The organism is Agrobacterium vitis, assembly GCF_037039395.1.
In the GTDB taxonomy this organism is placed as follows: domain Bacteria; phylum Pseudomonadota; class Alphaproteobacteria; order Rhizobiales; family Rhizobiaceae; genus Allorhizobium; species Allorhizobium vitis_E.
Map to the genome: position 1 here is coordinate 1513090 of NZ_CP146242.1, position 19403 is coordinate 1532492.

General features: G+C 58.4%; 15 protein-coding genes. 3 read left to right on the forward strand and 12 right to left on the reverse strand.

From position 1 onward, the window contains the following. The first annotated feature begins 171 nt into the window (after positions 1–171). Positions 172–396, forward strand: coding sequence for a SlyX family protein (locus V6582_RS09755; RefSeq protein ID WP_156631125.1), 225 nt, complete (start codon positions 172–174; stop codon positions 394–396). A 41-nt stretch (positions 397–437) separates the two neighbouring features. On the opposite strand, the gene dnaJ is transcribed toward V6582_RS09755, so the two are convergent. The 4 genes from dnaJ to V6582_RS09775 all read right to left on the reverse strand — a co-directional run bounded on the left by dnaJ (position 438) and on the right by V6582_RS09775 (position 6784). Further along, complete coding sequence (gene dnaJ, locus V6582_RS09760) at positions 438–1580, reverse strand: molecular chaperone DnaJ (RefSeq protein WP_156631126.1); 1143 nt, start codon at positions 1578–1580, stop codon at positions 438–440. A 4-nt stretch (positions 1581–1584) separates the two neighbouring features. Continuing rightward, positions 1585–2046: a hypothetical protein gene (locus tag V6582_RS09765; RefSeq protein ID WP_156631127.1), complete on the reverse strand. Its 462-nt coding sequence runs from the start codon at positions 2044–2046 to the stop codon at positions 1585–1587. After that, positions 2046–3962: a molecular chaperone DnaK gene (gene dnaK / locus V6582_RS09770; protein ID WP_156631128.1), complete on the reverse strand. Its 1917-nt coding sequence runs from the start codon at positions 3960–3962 to the stop codon at positions 2046–2048. The genes V6582_RS09765 and dnaK overlap by 1 nt, the downstream gene beginning before the upstream one ends. A gap of 320 nt (positions 3963–4282) precedes the next feature. Beyond that, positions 4283–6784, reverse strand: a complete 2502-nt coding sequence (locus V6582_RS09775; protein WP_156631269.1) for a transglycosylase domain-containing protein — start codon at positions 6782–6784, stop codon at positions 4283–4285. Positions 6785–6986: 202 nt separating this feature from the next. On the opposite strand from V6582_RS09775, the gene V6582_RS09780 reads away from it, so the two are divergent. After that, positions 6987–7310 (forward strand): hypothetical protein, encoded by a 324-nt coding sequence (locus V6582_RS09780; protein WP_156631129.1) that lies wholly within the window; start codon positions 6987–6989, stop codon positions 7308–7310. 143 nt (positions 7311–7453) lie between these two features. On the opposite strand, the gene V6582_RS09785 is transcribed toward V6582_RS09780, so the two are convergent. The 3 genes from V6582_RS09785 to V6582_RS09795 all read right to left on the reverse strand — a co-directional run bounded on the left by V6582_RS09785 (position 7454) and on the right by V6582_RS09795 (position 10304). Beyond that, entirely contained in the window at positions 7454–7912 is a 459-nt protein-coding gene (locus V6582_RS09785; RefSeq protein WP_156631130.1) for a YbaK/EbsC family protein, read from the reverse strand. Between the two features lie 481 nt (positions 7913–8393). Next, positions 8394–9782 carry a dipeptidase gene (locus V6582_RS09790; RefSeq protein WP_156631131.1) on the reverse strand — a complete coding sequence of 463 codons (1389 nt, stop codon included), beginning with the start codon at positions 9780–9782 and terminating at the stop codon, positions 8394–8396. A 72-nt stretch (positions 9783–9854) separates the two neighbouring features. Beyond that, complete coding sequence (locus V6582_RS09795) at positions 9855–10304, reverse strand: MarR family winged helix-turn-helix transcriptional regulator (RefSeq protein WP_156631132.1); 450 nt, start codon at positions 10302–10304, stop codon at positions 9855–9857. 386 nt (positions 10305–10690) lie between these two features. Here V6582_RS09795 and polA point away from each other — a divergent pair, with 386 nt between their 5' ends. Beyond that, on the forward strand, positions 10691–13669 hold the full coding sequence (gene polA / locus V6582_RS09800; RefSeq protein ID WP_156631133.1) for a DNA polymerase I: 2979 nt from the start codon (positions 10691–10693) through the stop codon (positions 13667–13669). A 42-nt stretch (positions 13670–13711) separates the two neighbouring features. Here the strand turns inward: polA and V6582_RS09805 are convergent, their stop codons facing one another. From V6582_RS09805 to V6582_RS09825, 5 genes are all read right to left on the reverse strand, one after another. Next, a complete protein-coding gene (locus V6582_RS09805; RefSeq protein WP_156631134.1) occupies positions 13712–14572 on the reverse strand; it encodes an NlpC/P60 family protein in 861 nt (286 codons plus the stop codon). A gap of 2 nt (positions 14573–14574) precedes the next feature. Then, on the reverse strand, positions 14575–14925 hold the full coding sequence (locus tag V6582_RS09810) for a MarR family winged helix-turn-helix transcriptional regulator (protein WP_012654721.1): 351 nt from the start codon (positions 14923–14925) through the stop codon (positions 14575–14577). A gap of 90 nt (positions 14926–15015) precedes the next feature. After that, positions 15016–16374, reverse strand: a complete 1359-nt coding sequence (locus V6582_RS09815; RefSeq protein WP_156631135.1) for a YceI family protein — start codon at positions 16372–16374, stop codon at positions 15016–15018. A 185-nt stretch (positions 16375–16559) separates the two neighbouring features. Then, positions 16560–17207, reverse strand: a complete 648-nt coding sequence (locus V6582_RS09820) for a YceI family protein (RefSeq protein WP_234889612.1) — start codon at positions 17205–17207, stop codon at positions 16560–16562. Positions 17208–17858: 651 nt separating this feature from the next. Continuing rightward, positions 17859–19247 carry a leucyl aminopeptidase family protein gene (locus tag V6582_RS09825; RefSeq protein WP_156631137.1) on the reverse strand — a complete coding sequence of 463 codons (1389 nt, stop codon included), beginning with the start codon at positions 19245–19247 and terminating at the stop codon, positions 17859–17861. Positions 19248–19403: the final 156 nt, after the last annotated feature.

Sequence of the window (19403 nt, forward strand, 5' to 3'; positions counted from 1 at the left end):
GTAACGTCATAGGTAAGACATGAAAGAAGCTTTATCATTATATTTTCTGCATCAAGCCCAAAGCAATTCCGTTTCAGGGAATTATGCAGTAGCTCGTCCAGACGAAGACAATGGCAGTAGCACACCGGCCAAGGACAACACGGGCCAAGTAGCGAACCAGAAGGACACACTATGGCTAGCGCGAAAGACGCCGACGCAGAAGACCGCCTGATCCGGCTTGAGGAAACGGTTGCCTATCAGGCCAAGACCATCGAAGAGCTTTCAGATCAGTTGACCGAGCAGTGGAAAGTGGTGGAGCAAACCCGAGCCAAGCTTGATCGGCTGACGGAACGGTTTCTCAGTCTCGAAGAGCAAGCGGTTGATGCCGTGCCGATCACCAAGCCACCCCATTATTGACCATGGAAAAGGCCGATGCGAAGCGCACCGGCCTTTTTTCATCAACCCTCGAAGAACTCTTTCATCCGGGCGAAGAACCCGGTCGATTCCGGATTGTTCTCCTTGGACGAAATCTGGTCGAATTCCTGTAACAGCTCGCGTTGACGCTTGGTGAGCTTCTGCGGCGTCTCGATCTGGATCTGGATATAAAGATCCCCCATCTGCGCCGAGCGCAGCACCGGCATGCCCTTACCCTTCAAGCGGAACTGCTTGCCGGGCTGGGTACCTTCCGGCACGGTGACCCGCGACTTGGTTCCATCCAGCGTGGTCACATCGAACGTGCCGCCGAGGGCGGCTGTTGTCATCGAGATCGGTACGGAGCAGTAGAGATCGGCACCTTCGCGCTGGAAGAACTGGTGCGGCTTGACCGACAGGAAAATATAGAGATCGCCCGACGGCCCGCCTCGCAAGCCCGCTTCGCCTTCGCCCTGAAGACGAATGCGTGTCCCGTCTTCAATACCGGCCGGAATGGAAACAGACAGCTGACGTTCTTCTGTAACGCGGCCCTGGCCGTGGCACTTGCCACAGGGATCGCTGATCGTCTGGCCCCGGCCCTGACAGGTCGGGCAGGTCCGCTCGATGGAAAAGAAACCCTGGGCAGCCCGCACCCGGCCAGACCCCTGGCAGGTGGCGCAGGTGGTCGGCTTGGTGCCGGGCTTGGCGCCCGAACCGGAACAGACTTCGCAGGTAATCGAGGTCGGAACCCGGATCTGCGCCGTCTTGCCGGTAAAGGCTTCCTCCAGCGAAATTTCCATATTGTAGCGCAGGTCGGCACCACGTTCACGGCCACCGGTGGAACGTCCACGTGCATTGCCGCCACGCCCGCCGCCCATCATCTCGCCAAAGATGTCCTCGAAAATATCCGAGAAACCGCCGCCGGCAAAACCACCGCCGCCGCCAGCACCGCCCATGCCACCCTGCTCAAAGGCAGCGTGGCCGAAACGGTCATAGGCAGCCCGTTTTTGCGGGTCCTTCAGCGTTTCATAGGCCTCGTTGATTTCCTTGAACTTCCGCTCGGATTCAGCATCGCCCGGATTCTTATCCGGGTGAAACTTCATCGCCAGCTTGCGGAAGGCGCTTTTCAGCTCTTTTTCATCTGCGGTTTTGGAGACACCGAGGGTCTCGTAGAAATCTGCTTTTGCCATCGTCCTACAAAGCTCTCAAAGCTTTTTCCACACCCGCGTGGTTGCTTGTCTTCTGTCCTACCTGCGCGTCGCAGGCAGACATGTCTCTGTTAAAATCTGCAGCCGCCTGGCGGGCATCATCCATCAGCATTTTTCGCGCCGCGCCCTTTTGCGTGACCGCCTCCGACAGCGACATGCCGGCAAAGCCCAGGGAATGGGCCGCCAGATCGCAGGAAGAGACCTGCCCACCGGACTTCTTGCGCTTCAAGGCATCCTCGATCAGCGGACCGAGGCCACCAACGGTTCGCCGCAACAGCGCCGTATCCCGCTTGGCAATCGCCTGAAGGATAGACGCTTCGGCAGCACTGACTTTCTGGTGAACATCGGAGCCCGCTGCCGCATGCGCGGCGAGGCACCCTGCCAAAGCAAACGCGGCTGGCCCGAAGGCCAGCCATCTCACAAAGGTATTACGCCGCAAATTCCGCATCAAGCAGACTTCTTCGTGTTGTCGTCCTTCACTTCTTCATAGTCGGCATCGACGATGCCGTCATCATGGTGACCACTTGGCCCACCCTCGGCACCGCCTTCGGCCTGCTGGGACTCGTAGATCGCCTGACCAAGCTTCATGGACACTTCCATCAAGGTCTGGGTCTTGGCCTGGATGTCCTCGGCGTCAGGCTCCGAGGTTTCAACCGAAGACTTCAGGGCTGCAATAGCATCCTCAATCGCCTTGCGGTCGTCTGCGGATACCTTGTCACCATAATCCTTCACCGACTTCTCGGTGGAATGAATAAGGCTTTCAGCCTGGTTCTTGGCTTCGACCACGGCGCGACGGTTCTTGTCGGCTTCAGCATTGGCTTCAGCGTCCTTGACCATCTTCTCAATGTCGGCATCCGACAGACCACCAGAGGCCTGAATGCGGATCTGCTGTTCCTTGCCGGTGCCCTTGTCCTTGGCCGAGACCTGCACAATACCGTTGGCGTCGATATCGAAGGTGACTTCGATCTGCGGAACGCCGCGCGGTGCCGGTGGCAGACCAACGAGGTCGAACTGGCCAAGCAGCTTGTTGTCCTGGGCCATTTCGCGCTCGCCCTGCGATACGCGGATGGTCACGGCCTGCTGATTGTCGTCAGCGGTCGAGAACACCTGGCTCTTCTTGGTCGGGATCGTCGTGTTACGGTCGATCAGACGGGTGAAGACACCGCCGAGAGTTTCAATGCCGAGCGACAGCGGAGTGACGTCGAGCAAGAGAACGTCCTTGACGTCGCCCTGCAGAACGCCAGCCTGAATGGCGGCACCCATGGCAACCACTTCGTCCGGGTTCACACCCTTGTGTGGTTCCTTGCCGAACAGCTGCTTCACAACTTCCTGCACCTTCGGCATACGGCTCATGCCGCCAACCAGAACAACTTCATCAATGTCAGCGGCAGTGACGCCAGCGTCCTTCAGAGCTGCCTTGCACGGTGCAACGGTGCGCTGAACCAGATCGTCCACCAGGTTTTCAAACTTGGCGCGGGTCAGCTTCATCGTCAAATGCTTCGGACCAGAAGCGTCAGCGGTGATAAACGGCAGGTTGATTTCGGTCTGCTGCGACGAAGACAGTTCGATCTTGGCCTTTTCAGCAGCTTCCTTCAGGCGCTGCAGAGCGAGCTTGTCGTTCTTCAGCTCAATGCCCTGCTCCTTCTTGAATTCTGTTGCCAGATATTCAACCAGACGCATATCGAAGTCTTCACCGCCGAGGAAAGTGTCACCATTGGTGGACTTCACTTCGAACACGCCATCGCCGATTTCCAGAACGGAAATATCGAAGGTACCACCGCCCAAGTCGTAAACAGCAATGGTCTTGCCGTCCTTCTTGTCGAGGCCGTAAGCGAGAGCCGCAGCGGTTGGCTCGTTGATGATGCGCAGAACTTCCAGACCAGCGATGCGGCCTGCATCCTTGGTGGCCTGACGCTGGGCGTCATTGAAGTAAGCGGGAACGGTGATAACGGCCTTTTCGACCTTTTCGCCGAGGTAAGCTTCTGCGGTTTCCTTCATCTTCTGAAGAATCATCGCAGAGATCTGGGCTGGCGAATAGCCTTTGCCCTGAGCTTCGACCCAGGCATCACCATTGTCGCCCTTGATGATCGGGAAAGGCACGAGGCCCTTGTCCTTTTCAACGGTCGGATCTTCGTAGCGGCGGCCAATCAGGCGCTTGACAGCGAAGAGCGTGTTGGTGGGGTTTGTCACCGCCTGGCGCTTGGCCGGCTGGCCGACAAGGCGCTCACCATCGTCAGAAAAAGCCACCATGGACGGCGTGGTACGCGCGCCCTCCGAATTTTCAATGACCTTCGCATCCTTGCCGTCCATGACAGAAACGCAGGAATTGGTCGTTCCAAGGTCGATACCGATTACTTTTGCCATTTTATTCTCTCCTTGAAGCAGGCTGTCCGAACCCCGACAGGCATTCCAGTGACAGCCCCTCGACGTGGATTGTGGTCTACGGGATTGCGCAGCGACGCTGCCTTATGCGGGCTATATAAGAACCGAAATTTACGACTGCAAGGCACCAAATTCACGCCGACCACCAAGTTTAGTTATTTCCCGCAAAACAAGGTATTGCGGATGGTCCCAAGGTGAAGACGCCATACAATCTGGACCAAATCCCGCCAGATATGACAGACATTGCTTGCCTGAGGCCTGCGGGACGTGAAAGGCGTGATCGCGCATACAAAATCCAGCCATTACCGCCCCATGATCACATCCAGCAACGTGGTCTTTCCATCACTATGGCTCTGCGCGCGGGGCTGTTGTCCTTCACCCACATCGGCCGGAGGCGCATAGCCACCATCGGCACCGTAAGGATTGCTGTCGGGATCTTCACCCGGATAGCCATCCTCAGGCACAGGATCGTTGTGGCGCAAAGCACCCGGCGGCACCCGGCCTTCCAGAACGGCGCCATCGCGTGGATTGACCGGCGGGCGCGGCTGTAATGGAGCCTGGCCCGGCAGTTGACCCGGGTTCTGGTTTGGTGTCTGGCGCGCCTGAGGTGGATAGGCCGGATTGGCATCACCAGGCTGAGTACCGGGCGCATTGCCGGACAGCGGACCTGGCGTATTGGCAGGCGCTGGTGGCGCCGGTGGATAACTGTTTTCCTGATCGGCGGGGGCAGGCGTGGACGGCGTGCCGGACAGAACCTGCTGGATCATCGTCGTCAGCGACGGGCTTTCCTCGGTCTGTGGCGTCGGATCGCCAAACAACGGCACCGGCGTCAGACCTTTATGGGCAACCGTCATGAAATCCTTCCAGGTCTTGGCGGGAAGACCACCGCCGGTCACCTTCTTCATCGGCGCCCCGTCGTCATTGCCGAACCAGACGCCGGTGGTGAGATTGCTGGTAAAGCCGACAAACAGTGCATCGCGGAACGATTGCGTCGTTCCGGTCTTGCCAGCTGCCTGCCAGTTCTTGAGCTTGGCCGCCTTGCCGGTGCCCTCGGTCATCACGCTTTCCATCATCCGGGTCATCTGCCCGACAACCTGCTGATTGAGTACCCGCGGGGGCTCACCGTAATCGGCGGTATAAAGCACCTTGCCATCGGCATCGGTAATCTGGCTGATCACATGCGGGGTTGCCTTGTAGCCGCCATTCATGAAGGGCGCATAGGCTGCCGTCAGCTCCAGTAACGACACTTCCGACGTGCCGAGCGCAATCGAAGCATTGCTTTGCAGATCCGATTCGACGCCGAGCCGGTGAGCAAGCTTGATCACCTGATCCGGGCCGACTTCCATCACCAGTTGGGCGGCCACAGTGTTGAGCGAATGGGCGAACGCGTAGGAAAGCGTCACCGGTCCGTTGTATTTCTGCTCGTAATTTTCAGGGGTCCAATTGCCAATCTTCACCGGACCGTCATTACGCACAGTGCTGGGCGTATCGCCGATTTCCATGGCAGCGGCATAAACGAAAGGCTTGAAAGCCGAACCCGGCTGCCGTTTTGCCGTTACGGCCCGGTTGAACTGGCTGGTCGCATAATCCCGACCGCCGACCAAGGCGCGCACCGCGCCATTGCCGTCAATGGCGACAAGAGCCGCTTGCGAGGCGTTGGATTTCTTGCCGTCCTTGTCCAGCGTGGCGGCAATTGCTGCCTGCGCCGCATCCTCCAGCGTCGGATCGATGGTCGTGGTCACGACAATGTCCTGCTTGACCTCGCCGATCAGCCCCTTCAACTGGCCCGCCACCATATCGGCCACATATTGGCCCGCCCCATCGGCCTGCCGCTTGGCATGATCCGGGGACTGTTTCATGGCGCGGTCGAAGTCGCTGTCCGTGATGTAGCCCTGTTCGCGCATGGCGCCCAGCACGATCTTGGCCCGATCCTGGGCTGGCTTTGGATCATTGACCGGCGACAGCCGCGACGGCGCCTGAACCAACCCGGCCAAAAGCGCCGCCTCGCCCAGATTGACGTCGCGCGCAGAGGTATTGAAATAGCGTCGCGATGCCGCTTCGACACCATAGGCATTGTCGCCAAAATAGACCCGGTTCAGATACATGGCCAGGATCTGATCCTTGGTATATTTCTGCTCCAGCCACAGTGACAGCAGCACTTCCTGCACTTTGCGCTCAAAGGTCTTCTTGGGCGACAGAAACAGGTTTCGGGCCAATTGCTGCGTGATGGTCGATCCGCCTTGGGCCTTATGGCCCAGCAGAATATTGGTGACGAAGGCGCGGCCAACCCCGATGAAATCGACACCGAAATGGTGGTAAAACCGTTTATCCTCAATCGCCACGATTGCTTCCGGCAGATAGGGCGACATTTCATCGATGGACAAGGCTTCGCCACCGGTGACACCGCGATTGGCGATCAATGCGCCATCGACAGAGACAATCTTGATATTCGGCGCGCGGGCCGGCACGGTCCAGGAACTGGCACTCGGCATCTGGGCGGCGAAATAGATGACCAGACCAACGATGCCGATCGTTCCCCATATGCCCAGCACCACGCACCAGTAGAACAGCCTGCGGATACCACCCAAGAGGCCGCCAGACCGGACTTTCTCTCGCTTCGGGCGCGGATCGGCAACTTCTCTCGACCGTTTGGAACCGGTGGCTGGCATTTTTTTCCCAGCCGAGGCCGAGCGTCCGCCGAGCACGCGATCAGTGCTGTCGAGCCTGATCTCGTCACCATCCTCATTCTCAGCGTCGCCAAGCCTGGGCTCAATGCGGTTTCGTGACTTTTTCATGCCTGCCATGGCGCGCGGGCCGTTCTCCAGAAGGGTAATCATAGGGGCTGCTTCAATCCCTGCTTATAATGTCTTGGGCATGGATGGAAGACGGATGGGATGGGCAATGCATGTCTGTTGATTCCATCCCATTGCGGTCTTTTCGAGAACCGAATGGAACCAAAGCGGCATGGAACCGTTATTTTCCCGAAAACACAACAGGGAGTTACCCATGGCTGATACGACGCGTATGCAAGCTGAAATGCGTGAGCTTCAGGCTCAAATCGCGCAATTGAAGGACAAGTTGGCTGAACAGGGTCATTCTGTGGCCGATCAGGTTCGCGGCAGCACATCTCATGCGCTGAGCAACGCTGCCCGCGGCGCGCAGGACGTGGCGCGCTACGCCAAGGATGAAGCAACATCGGTTGCTGGTATCGTGCGCGAGCATCCGACGGCAACATCGACCGCTCTGCTTGGCATTGCACTGGTGGGTGCGTTCGTGGGTTATCTGGTGGCAAGCCAGTCCACGCCAGAGCCTCGCCGTCGCTGGTACTAAGGCACAGGTCTGAAACTGCCACGCAGTTTCGGAGGATAGGCATTCGTCGTTTTATGGCGAGGAGGAAAGGCGGCGCATCCTGCGCCGCCTTTTTTGTATTCGATCACTGTGACCAATGATCCTTCATCTTACTGGCAGACATCTTACTGGCAGACATCGACCCATTCAGCCCCGGTGAGATCGACTATGCGTTGCGGCGCGATCTTGACGGCGGAATTGGTGGCACCGGCAGCCGGGACGACAATGTCGAAACGCTGCAACGACATATCGCAAAACACCGGAAGCGGCGTGGCCAGCCCGAAAGGACAAACGCCACCCACCGGATGGCCGGTCAGCGCCACGACTTCTTCCGCTCCCAGCATACGGGGCTTGCCCCCGAACCGCTCCTTGAATTTCTTGTTGTCCAGCCTGCGCTCGCCTGCGGCAACCACCAGCATGGTGACGTCACCAACCCGCAAACAAAGGGTCTTGGCGATCTGATCCGGCTCGACCCCATGCGCCTCAGCGGCCAAAGCCACGGTGGCCGAGCTTTGCTCGGTTTCAATCACGGTAATATCCGGCGCATGGGCCGAAAAGAAATCTTGGACGGATGTAAGGCTCATACTCTATTTCATAAAAGGGCGAGCGCCGGCCTGCAAGAGTTTGCAGATCGGGAGGATCAAGAAAATCACCTCCAGCGCCGTGCGCCACTGCTGCATGATCCCTCAATCGATGTCGATTTAAGAATTATGCAGCAGAGCCCTTGAAAAGTCGCAATGAGTTGCCATTTATGATGAAGACGTGAAGGACGGGGCATTGCTGCCGAGGTCGCTGACGATGCTTAATACAAGTTTAGGCATTTGGCGCGATACTCATTCAAAGGCGGCAAACAGGGTGAGAACCCGGTCCTCCTTCAGGTTGAAGCCTCGCGCTTCGTTGACCACGGATGTACTGGCAACGATAAGAGCGAGTTTTGGAAAGGTCGGGTTTACTCCCCGGCCTTTTTGCTTTTTAGGCCCCTTATCCTTCCCCCCGTTACGACACGCGATCCAAATGAAAACGCCCGGAGTTCGTCCGGGCGTCGTCGCAATTGCGTGCTTGGTGTCAGTGCGCCAGCGCGTCCAGAATGCGGATCCAGGACCGGATACCCTTATGGAAGGATGCCAGCTCATACTTTTCATTGGGTGAGTGAATGCGGTCATCCACCAGGCCAAAGCCGACCAGCAGCGAATCCATGCCCAGCATGGTCTGGAAATCTCCGACAATCGGGATAGAGCCGCCCATGCCGATCACTTCGGCGGGCTTTGGCCATTCATCCGACAGAGCGGATTTAGCCTTGGTCAGGAAGGACGAATCATAGGGAAGCTGGATGGCTGGTGAGGCCCCATGCTCGTGAAATTCAACCGAGCAGTCGCCGGGAATACGGGCCTTGACGAAAGCCCGGAAGTTTTCGCGAATCTTCGCCGGGTCCTGCTCCCCGACCAGACGGAAAGAAACCTTCGCCGACGCTTTGGAGGCGATCACGGTCTTGAAGCCTTCGCCGGTATAGCCACCGGTAATGCCGTTGACTTCGGCGGTCGGACGCGCCCAGGTCAATTCCAGCACGCTGCGGCCTTTTTCGCCTGATGGGATCGACAGACCGACATCATTGAGAAACTTGTCGGCGGTGCGGCCCAGCTTTTCCCAAGAGGCCTTGATATTGGCAGGCGTCTCCTCGACACCTTCGTAAAAACCGTCAATGGTGACCCGGCCCGTCTCGTCATGCAGGTCGGCCAGCACCTTGGCGAGAATATGGATCGGATTGGCCGCAGCCCCGCCAAACAGACCGGAATGCAGATCGCGGTCCGCTGCCGTCACGGTCACTTCCTCGCCGACCAGGCCGCGCAGGGCTGCCGCAATCGCCGGGGTGTCGCGGTCCCACATGCCGGTATCGCAGACCAGGGCGAAATCACATTTCAGCTCGCCTGCATTGGCTTCCAGGAACGGCTTCAGCGATGGCGAGCCGGATTCTTCCTCACCCTCGAACAGGATGGTGATCTTGACGGGCAGGCCTCCATGCACAGCCTTATAGGCCCGGCAGGCCTCGACGAAGGTCATCAACTGGCCCTTGTCATCGGCCGTGCCGCGTCCGGTGATCACCTTGCGGCCCGGCTCGATTTCCTTGATGGCAGGTTCGAACGGATCGTTTTCCCAAAGATTGAGCGGATCGACCGGCTGCACATCGTAATGGCCGTAAAACAGCACATGCGGCGCATCCGGGCGGTCAGCATCGTGATGGCCAACGACCATCGGATGACCGGGCGTATCGCGCACGGAGGCATTGAAGCCGAGACCCGTCAACTCCTGCGCCAGCCATTCCGCTGCCTTGCGGCAGTCGGCCTTATAGGCCGGGTCTGTGGAAATCGAGGGAATACGCACAAGGTCGAAAAGCCGATCAAGGCTTTGCGGCAGCGCCTTGTCGGCCTCGGCGAGAATGGGGGCTAGATCGGTCATGGGCATGTCCTGCACTGTTCAAATCAGCGGGGACGATAGACCATGCGCCCGACAGTTTCGAGACAAGCAGCGTCAAATATTTGAGCCGGTATCGCTAGTGCGGGCATTTTGCAGGGCCTGGCGGATGAATTCCAGCATCAATTCCTTCTCGAACCGCCGAAAACCATGAAAAAGCGCCTCATCGGCCTCGCAGGCAGCGGAAATCGCCTGATCCCGCAACCCCTCCCCCTTGTCGGTCAGGAAAACCAGTTGCGCACGTCGATCGCTAGGATGGGGCTTTCGCTCGATCAACCCGTCGCGCTCCATGCGCGATAGCGTGTTGGCCATGGTGGCCTGTTCCACGGCCACCCGCTCCAGCAATTGCTTCTGGGTCAGGCCTTGCTCCTCCCAAAGCTCCAGCAGGATTGGAAACTGACCGGCGGAAAAGCCGAGCCCTTCGGCGCGAACCTGCAAGGCACGGGCAAATTCCTTGGCGAGTTGGCTCACGAGATAGGTTGGCGATTGCCGGCGATCAAACAGCATGGCGGCGATGATAGGCCGGTTTCAAAGCCGAGGCAATGTGGCCCGCTTTATAGCAGAAATGCCAGGCACAAACAAAAAAGTCGTCACGGCTGGAGGCGGCGCCGTGACGACTTTTCGTAACAGGGGACAAAGGCCCGGAGAGGGGGGATAAGGCCTTTGTCCTGAAGTCTGAAGCGGCGGGGGACGAGCCAACTTTCAGACCGCGGTGCTAATCATGCGCCGCTGACTAGTAAATGCGCGGCCAAATGTGTTTTTTCAAGGGAAGGAATGATTACAAAGCGGTAAGCTTTTCGTGATGACACAGAAAATTCGTCACTTCACTCTGTAAACGGTTTTGGCGTGATGTGGCATGGACCTTTTTGAACCGCCGCGCTATCCCTTGGCGCATGAAAAAAGGCGATCATCTCTTTCTTGTCGACGGCTCCGGCTTCATCTTCCGGGCCTTCCATGCGCTTCCGGCGCTGACCCGCAAATCGGACGGGCTGCCGGTCGGCGCGGTCTCGGGCTTCTGCAATATGATGTGGAAGCTGCTGACCGAAGCGCGCGACACATCGGTCGGTGTCACCCCCACCCATCTGGCGGTGATTTTCGACTATTCGTCGAAAACCTTCCGCAAGGATCTCTATCCGGAATACAAGGCCAATCGCTCCGCCCCGCCGGAAGATCTGGTGCCGCAATTCGGGCTGATCCGCCAGGCGACGCGGGCCTTCAATCTGCCGTGCATCGAGACCGAGGGTTTCGAGGCCGATGACATCATCGCCACCTATGCCCGGGCTGCCGAAGCCATCGGCGCGGATGTCACCATCGTCTCCTCCGACAAGGACCTGATGCAGTTGGTGACCGCCAATGTCCATATGTATGACAGCATGAAGGACAAGCAGATCGGCATTCCCGATGTCATCGAAAAATGGGGCGTGCCGCCGGAAAAGATGATCGACCTGCAATCGCTGACCGGCGACAGCACCGATAACATTCCAGGCATTCCCGGCATCGGCCCGAAAACGGCGGCGCAATTGCTGGAGGAATATGGCGATGTGGAAACGCTGCTGGCGCGGGCCTCCGAGATCAAGCAGAACAAGCGGCGCGAAAACATTCTGGCCGGCGCCGAACTGGTCAAGCTGTCGCGGCAACTGGTGACGCTGCGCACCGACGTGCCGCTGGACATGCCGCTCGACGCGCTGATGCTGGAAAAGCAGGATGGGCCAAAGCTGGTCGCCTTCCTGAAGGCCATGGAATTCACCTCGCTGACACGCCGCGTTGCCGACAATTGCGATTGTGATGCCGGCGCCATCGAGCCCGCCACGATCTCGGTGGAATGGGGTGCTGCGGCCCGTGGCCCGGATCTCGACGCCGGTGCCGCAGCTCAAACGCCAGTCTCCGGCCAAGAAACAGATTCCACGGCACAAGCCACCAAGGCCGATGGCGCGACACCTGCCGATCTCGCCGCTGCAAGGCAATCGGCCTTCGGTGGTCAACCCATCGACCGGTCCGCCTATGTGACCATTCGCGATCTTCCCATGCTGGAAGGCTGGATTGCCTCAGCCCGGGAAACCGGTGTGGTTGCCTTCGATACCGAAACCACCTCGCTTGATCCGATGCAGGCCGATCTGGTCGGTGTGTCGCTGGCCCTACAGGACAATGCGGCGTCGCCGGGCGGGGCAACCATTCGCGCCGCCTATGTGCCGCTTGGCCATAAGACCGGTCGTGACGACCTGTTCAGCGACGGCCTGAAACTGGCGGAAAACCAGATCCCGATGGATGCGGCGCTTGCCGCCTTGAAGGGTCTGCTGGAAGATCCATCGGTTCTGAAAGTGGCGCAGAACCTGAAATATGATTACCTTGTCATGAAGCGACACGGCATTGTTATCAAGGGCTTCGACGATACCATGCTGCTGTCCTATGTGCTGGAAGCTGGCGTCGGCGCCCATGGCATGGACAGCCTGTCGGAACGCTGGCTCGGACATACGCCCATCCCCTATAAAGAGGTGGCAGGCTCCGGCAAATCGCTTGTCACCTTCGATCTCGTCGATATCGACAAGGCGACCGCCTACGCCGCCGAGGATGCGGACGTTACGCTGCGTCTCTGGCTGGTGCTGAAGCCACGGCTTGCCGCCGTAGGTCTAGCGCGTGTCTATGAGCGACTGGAACGGCCCCTGGTGCCGGTTCTGGCCGAGATGGAAGAGCGCGGCATTACCATCGACCGACAGATCCTCTCGCGGCTATCAGGCGAGTTGGCGCAGAAAGCCGCCGCCTTCGAGGATGAAATCTACGAACTGGCTGGCGAGCGCTTCAATGTCGGTTCGCCCAAACAGCTGGGTGATATCCTGTTCGGCAGGATGAACCTTCCCGGCGGCTCGAAAACCAAGACCGGTCAATGGTCGACCTCTGCGCAGGTGCTGGAAGATCTGGCCGCCCAGGGCGAACCCCTGCCCCGCAAGATCGTCGACTGGCGCCAGCTGACCAAGCTGAAATCCACCTATACCGACGCCCTGCCCGGCTATGTTCACCCGCAGACCAAGCGGGTCCACACATCCTATTCCATGGCGGCCACGACCACCGGTCGCCTGTCGTCATCCGAGCCGAATCTGCAAAACATCCCGGTGCGCACGGCAGAAGGCCGCAAGATCCGCACCGCCTTCATTTCCACCCCAGGCCACAAGCTCTTGTCTGCCGACTATAGCCAGATCGAGCTGCGGGTGCTGGCGCATGTGGCGGATATTCCGCAATTGCGCCAGGCCTTTGCCGATGGGGTTGATATTCATGCGATGACCGCCTCTGAAATGTTCGGCGTGCCGGTGGATGGCATGCCGTCTGAAGTGCGCCGCCGCGCCAAGGCGATCAATTTCGGGATCATCTACGGTATTTCCGCCTTCGGGCTTGCCAACCAGCTCAGCATCGAGCGGTCGGAAGCGGGCGAATACATCAAGAAATATTTCGAGCGCTTCCCCGGCATCAAGGACTATATGGAAAGCACCAAGGCCTTCGTGCGTGAGCATGGTTATGTCGAAACCATCTTTGGACGGCGCGCCCATTACCCGGAGATCAAATCCTCCAACCCGTCGATGCGGGCCTTCAACGAGCGGGCGGCAATCAATGCGCCCATCCAGGGTTCCGCCGCCGATGTCATCCGCCGCGCCATGGTGCAGGTGGAACCGGCGCTGGCCAAGGCCGGTCTCGGTGACAAAACCCGGATGCTTCTCCAGGTCCATGACGAACTGATCTTCGAAGTCGAGGACGAGGCCATCGACGCGGCCTTGCCGGTCATCGTCTCCACCATGGAAAATGCCGCCATGCCCGCCATCGCCATGCGCGTGCCGCTGAAGGTGGATGCCCGCGCCGCCGATAATTGGGACGAGGCACATTGACAGGCTTCACCTGATTGGGTTGACCGGTCGAAGTATGGGTCTCTAAGCGATCCGTTCCGGTCGGCGATAGCCGGTCGGCTGCTGATAGAGCCAGCCGATCCGGGCGATGGCAGCGTCCACGTCTTCGCGGGCAACGCTCATCGTGTGGCCATTGGCATGCAGCAGGGTGCGCTCGTCTTCCATGATGCCGGCATGGCCTTTCCAGAAGATCAGGTCGCCCCGGCGCAGATCGCTCCGCTCAATCGGGTTGCCGAGGCCTGCGGCCTGCATGTCGCTGTCGCGCGGGGCGCTCAGCCCGCACATCTGCATGGAGAGCTGGACGAGGCCGGAGCAATCGATGCCAAGCCCACTGCGTCCGCCCCACAGATAGGGCGTTTCCAGAAAACGGGCGGCGATGGCCACATAATCCTCGCCCGCAGGCGTGCCGAGGGAGCGGCAATGATCGGCAATCACCGCATCACCGTCGCTCAGCAGACAGTAACGGGTACCACGGGTCTCAGCCTCACCGGTAACCGTTATCCGGCTACCCATCGAGATGGTCCGCGCATTGGGATAGCGCAGGTCCGGACCGGTGTAGAGAAAACTGCGTGGCACCGTTATCCAATGCGTGGGCGGCGCCTCGATGGCGGCAATCGCCGTTTCCGGCACATAGCCGACATAGCCATCCAGATCGGCCTTAACCCAGGCCCAGCCATCGGCACGGTCGAAGACCGTAACCTCTTCGCCCAGCAGCACCTCCGTATCGATTCCGCAGGCAAAATCCGGGCGCGGACGCAAAGCGATAACCGGCACGGCAATACGCGCCGGTGTGCCGCTGACATATTGCTCGGCTTCCACCCGGTCGCGTAGGGCCGCATCGGCCAGATCAGATCGATAGGCGTTCAGCCGGCGGTCCAGTTGCATTGTCACGTCCTCATGCCACGCGCCTGCTCGATAATCAGGTCGCCGAATTTTTCCAGATAAAGCGCGCCCGCCACAGTGCGCTTGATGATGACATTGCGCTTGTCCATGTCATCGCGCACCCGGTCGACAAACCCCATGCCGCCCATGGTATCGAGCGCACGGGTAATGACCGGCTTGGTGACCTTGAGGGTGGCGGCAAGCCCCCGAACGGTATGCGGCGGCGGAACCAGATAGATATGCAGCAGGATGGACAGCTGGCGCAGCGTCAGGTCGCGGCCATCCTCCTGCACCTGGCGCAAGGTTACGTGATGCCAAAGCCCCAGCGCCGCAGTTGCGGTCAATTCCAGGCTCATCCTCGGCTCCGCTCTCGTTTCGCACCCGTTATATATCACACGACAAAGCCCGGCACTGCAAGAGGCCGGGCCTGTCATGGATGGATGCGATCAAGAGCCCGATTTGGTTGCCATCACCGCAATCTTGACAGAGATGGATTTCGACACCCATTCCGCCGATGGATCGGAAAACATCCCGAGATTAAGGGTGGCGCGATCCAGTTCCAACGTGCCGTCCACCTGCGCCTTGTTGCCCTCCATTTTCAAGCTGAAAGGCAGAACAACCGGCAGAGTTTTGTTCTTGATGCTGAGGGTGCCTTTCGCCTCATAGCGATCGCCTCCCAAGGCGCGAAATTCCGTGGCTTCGAATTTGGCCTCTGGAAACCGGGTGGAATTGAGCCATTCACCATTCTTCAACGAGCCTTCCTGGGTCGCATCGCCGGTCCTGGCGGAGGCAGTTTTCACCAGGATCACCGCTTTCGAACCAGCAAGATTGGCCGGATCGAAGCGAATATCGCCGCTCCACTCTTCAAACCGGCCATTGAAGGCATTGCCTGCATGGGTGCCACCAAAACCGATGCTGGACGATGCCATATCGATTACCCAGACAGGGGCGGTTGCCGCCTGGACTGGCGCGGTTTGCGCAGGGTTGGCCTGGCTGGCATTAGCCGGTGACTGGGGCGCAGTGACGGGCGGCTCAGCTTGCGCCTCCACCGCCATTGGCTGCTCGGCAAGCGGTGGAGGCAGATGCAGGACCCAACCGATGGCAGCCGCCATAACGACAAGCGCCAAGCCGAAGCCATGCGACAAGCCACTGGTCTTCCCTTTGCCAGACGTACCGTGCGCGGCTTTCCCAGCCCGCAGAAAAGGCACCATCTGCGCTAAGACGCCATCCCGCTCGATAAAATGGTGCTTCAAGGCCGCTGCGACATGCAGAACGATCAGCACTGCACCGCCGTAAGCCATATAACTATGGGCACCCATCACGCCGTAGGCGAGGCTGCGATGTCCCTCCAGGCCCGGAAGATGCGGGATTGGAAACAGGCCAAACCAGGAGGTGGCCACATCCAGCGGGCGGTCCGTTGCAATCGCCCAGCCCGAGGACACATAGATCCAGCCGGTCAACGGCAGGATCAACATCATGCCGTAGAAAGCGATATGCGTGGCATTGGCCAGAAAGCGTTCCCAGAGCTTCATGCCGGATGGCAGGGCTGGTGGCTTATGGGTTGCCCGCCAGACGATGCGCAGCACAGTCAAAGCCAGAATGGCAAAGCCGATGGATTTGTGGATCTGAAACAGCTGATAGGCCAGTTGCTGGGTCTCAGGCTTTTTCAAGGCCCGCACCATCCACCATCCCATCGGGATCATCGACAGGATCATCAGCGCGATCGCCCAATGCAACGCGATAGCAACGCCGGTATAGCGTACCGCAGCCCGCGGTATTGTCTGGTGCTGAAACGCCGTGTTCATGGCTCTTAAAACCTATATTTATCAATGATAAAATTCGGATAATCGGCGAGCCGGATGCCCGCTGCGACGCAGGCTCTGGGCCGATTGAGGGTGCTGATATGCGCGACCAACCCCATCGGCCCAAAGGCATTTACGCAGAGGCCTGTGCCTCACGTGCTGCTTTCACCATTACTTCAGGTCAGCCATCACTTGGATGGAGACGCAGCCGGGTCCTGGATAAACTCACCGTCAAAGCGGATCGTCACATCCTTGCCAACGTAACCGACAGGTTGGCCAAACGCCGTTCTGTCAAACGTACCTTCCGCGGCAAATCCAATAGCCGGAACGCCTGCAAATGGATGGCTGTCAATGGCCCCATTCAGCGTTGCATTCAGCGTCACCGGCTTGGTGACACCCAGGAATGTCAAATTGCCGACGATTTCTGCCGTCTTGTCACCGGTCTTCTTCACACTGGTCGATGTGAAGGTGATCTTCGGGAAGACGTCACTGTTGAGCTTTTTCGGGTCCTTGCTGATCTCCTCAGGCCAGGAGGCGTAAGGCGATTTGGCGTGGCTGGCTTTATAATCTGCGGGATAGGGCACATCCACCGAGGTCGGATCGATCGTTACCTCGATCTTGGAGGCTTCGATTTTTGCCGGATCGAGCGAGAGCGTGGCTTCCAGCTTGCCAAACCGAGCCGTGTAGTTGGAAATCGTATTGTGCTTGACCGTCCATGTCAGGTTCGCATGGGTCGGATCCAGCTTGTAGACCCCAGCGGGCGGAGCCGTCTGGGCATCCTGCGCCGAAGCCGTTGCCACGCCGCCAATTGTCAGGCCGCTAAACGCCGTTGCCATTCCAATAAATGCTGAATTTATAACGATTTTTCTCACATTAAAATTCATTAAATTAATCTCCTTTTTTCCGTTCCATGCGCCCAAAACGTGTGGAGCGGAGAGGCCAATGTAAAATAAAAAAAATTTGAATTTTCTAACTCTTGAAATTTAACACTTAAAAATTGAAATGCCGAATAACTATTTTAATTCATATAAAAACCCCTCCAATCTGTGTCTCGTGGGCGTTTTGGCGCGATGCCAGTCATTTCCGAAAATCATGCAATTCATTGTAAATAAATAGTTTTTATATTGCTTTAGGGCGTTTTCCTGGATGACAATTCGACGTCAACAGGAAGGAGATCTTACAACCGGCCTTAAGACATATCCGGCTCCTGGCGCTCAAAACACGATAATCATAGTTAAAATAAAAAATGAACGATAGCCTCCATGTCGTCAACATATGTTGAACAGTCTGTCAAACGGCACGGTAATACCAAGGCCCTGATAGCCCCAAATCGGCATCAGGTCCCGCAGCTGATAAATGATGAGGGCAGCGGCTTTAAGGAACGGTCACTGAAGAGAGACTGCCGGATTTTAAATCTCGGCACACCTTTTCTCTCGAGAGATTTTCAAACCTCTCGAGGGTCAAGACAGCATCTTCCATGTCGTCGCTTATTTGAGCGCGGCAATATAGCGATAGAGGGCGCGAATTGCCTGTGCCTCGCCACCAACCGGGCTATGGGGCCGCTCTTGCGGCGCCCAGCCGAAAATGTCGAAATGCGCCCAGCTTGTCGTTCGGGTGACAAAGCGCTTCAGGAACAGGGCAGCGGTGATTGCCCCCGCCATGCCGCCCGCAGGTGCATTGGTGAGGTCGGCAATCTGCGAGCGGACCATTTTTTCATACCCTGGGAAAAGCGGCAGGCGCCACATCGGGTCGTCAGTTTCAAGGCTTGAATCCGCCAGGTCATAGGCAAGCGCATCGTCATTAGAGAAGAAGGCCGGCACATCCGGCCCGAGCGCCACCCGGGCCGCGCCCGTCAGCGTCGCCATGTCGATCAGCAGGTCCGGCTCCTCTTCGTCGGCATAGGTCAGCGCATCGGCCAGGATCAACCGTCCCTCGGCATCCGTATTGTCGATCTGAACCGTCAGACCTTGACGGCTTGTATAAATATCGCTGGGGCGGAATGCATTGCCGGCTATGGAGTTTTCGACGGCAGGCACGATGACGCGCAGATCCACCTTCAGCTTGGCATCCATGATCATCAGGGCAAGGCCCAGCACGTTGGCCGCGCCCCCCATGTCCTTCTTCATCAGCAACATCGATGAAGACGGCTTTATATCCAGCCCACCCGTATCGAAACAAACGCCCTTGCCGACCAGGGTGATCTTCTTGTGACCCTTCTTGCCCCAGCGCATTTCGAGAAGCCGCGGCGCCTGGGCGCTGGCCCGGCCTACGGTATGAACCAGCGGGAAATTCCGGTGCAGCAGCTCATCGCCAATCACTACGCTGACGTCTGCCTTATAATGATCGGCCAGTGCCCGGAAGGCTTTTTCCAGATCAGCCGGTCCCATGTCATTGGTGGGCGTGTTGATCAGGTCGCGGGCCAGGAAAACACCGGCCAGCTGGCGGGCAATGTCGCTGGCATCTGCATCCTGAGGCATCAGCAGTTTGGGATGATCCGAACGGTCGGCCTTATAGCGCTCGAAACGATAGCTGCCCAGACCATAGCCCAGAACCAACCGGTTGGCCGTCAATGGCGCGGTTTCGATATGCCAGTCGCCAGCCGGCAATGCCCGCGCCAGCTTGCCCGCCAGAAACGGATTTTCTCCTGGCGCACCGCCAAGACCAAAGAGCGCCCCGCCCAATTGTCCGTCGCTGGTGGGGATCAGCAGCAGCGAACCCACATCCGCCTTGTAGCCTGCCTTCTTCGCCCAATCGAGTGCAACAGGATCAATCGCCCCGGTTTCGATATGGGCAGGCGTCACCGCGAAAATCGGTAGAGACTTACCGCCCTTGGTCAGAAACGGAGTGGGTCTTTCAATATATTGATAGGGTGCCATGATTGCCCTTTTGCTGTTCCATCACTTCACGGTCAGCTTTACCGCAAAATTCCTTAGAATCAGTTCCTTCGCGGCGGTTTTCTCTGCCGAGAGGACCGGGTCCGATTTTTCCCGCACATATGCGGCGGGCTAAAATGTCAAACGCCGGATGGTCTC

Bases quoted from the DNA above. Each gene is read 5' to 3' on its own strand.
- V6582_RS09785 (WP_156631130.1), bottom strand. From the start codon at position 7,912: ATGAGCCTTACATCCGTCCAAGATTTCTTTTCGGCCCATGCGCCGGAT.
- V6582_RS09775 (WP_156631269.1), bottom strand. From the start codon at position 6,784: ATGGCAGGCATGAAAAAGTCACGAAACCGCATTGAGCCCAGGCTTGGC.
- V6582_RS09765 (WP_156631127.1), bottom strand. From the start codon at position 2,046: ATGCGGAATTTGCGGCGTAATACCTTTGTGAGATGGCTGGCCTTCGGG.
- V6582_RS09815 (WP_156631135.1), bottom strand. From the start codon at position 16,374: ATGAACACGGCGTTTCAGCACCAGACAATACCGCGGGCTGCGGTACGC.
- V6582_RS09805 (WP_156631134.1), bottom strand. From the start codon at position 14,572: ATGCAACTGGACCGCCGGCTGAACGCCTATCGATCTGATCTGGCCGAT.
- polA (WP_156631133.1), top strand. From the start codon at position 10,691: ATGAAAAAAGGCGATCATCTCTTTCTTGTCGACGGCTCCGGCTTCATC.
- V6582_RS09755 (WP_156631125.1), top strand. From the start codon at position 172: ATGGCTAGCGCGAAAGACGCCGACGCAGAAGACCGCCTGATCCGGCTT.
- dnaK (WP_156631128.1), bottom strand. From the start codon at position 3,962: ATGGCAAAAGTAATCGGTATCGACCTTGGAACGACCAATTCCTGCGTT.
- V6582_RS09780 (WP_156631129.1), top strand. From the start codon at position 6,987: ATGGCTGATACGACGCGTATGCAAGCTGAAATGCGTGAGCTTCAGGCT.
- V6582_RS09820 (WP_234889612.1), bottom strand. From the start codon at position 17,207: ATGGCAACGGCGTTTAGCGGCCTGACAATTGGCGGCGTGGCAACGGCT.
- dnaJ (WP_156631126.1), bottom strand. From the start codon at position 1,580: ATGGCAAAAGCAGATTTCTACGAGACCCTCGGTGTCTCCAAAACCGCA.
- V6582_RS09810 (WP_012654721.1), bottom strand. From the start codon at position 14,925: ATGAGCCTGGAATTGACCGCAACTGCGGCGCTGGGGCTTTGGCATCAC.
- V6582_RS09825 (WP_156631137.1), bottom strand. From the start codon at position 19,247: ATGGCACCCTATCAATATATTGAAAGACCCACTCCGTTTCTGACCAAG.
- V6582_RS09790 (WP_156631131.1), bottom strand. From the start codon at position 9,782: ATGACCGATCTAGCCCCCATTCTCGCCGAGGCCGACAAGGCGCTGCCG.
- V6582_RS09795 (WP_156631132.1), bottom strand. From the start codon at position 10,304: ATGCTGTTTGATCGCCGGCAATCGCCAACCTATCTCGTGAGCCAACTC.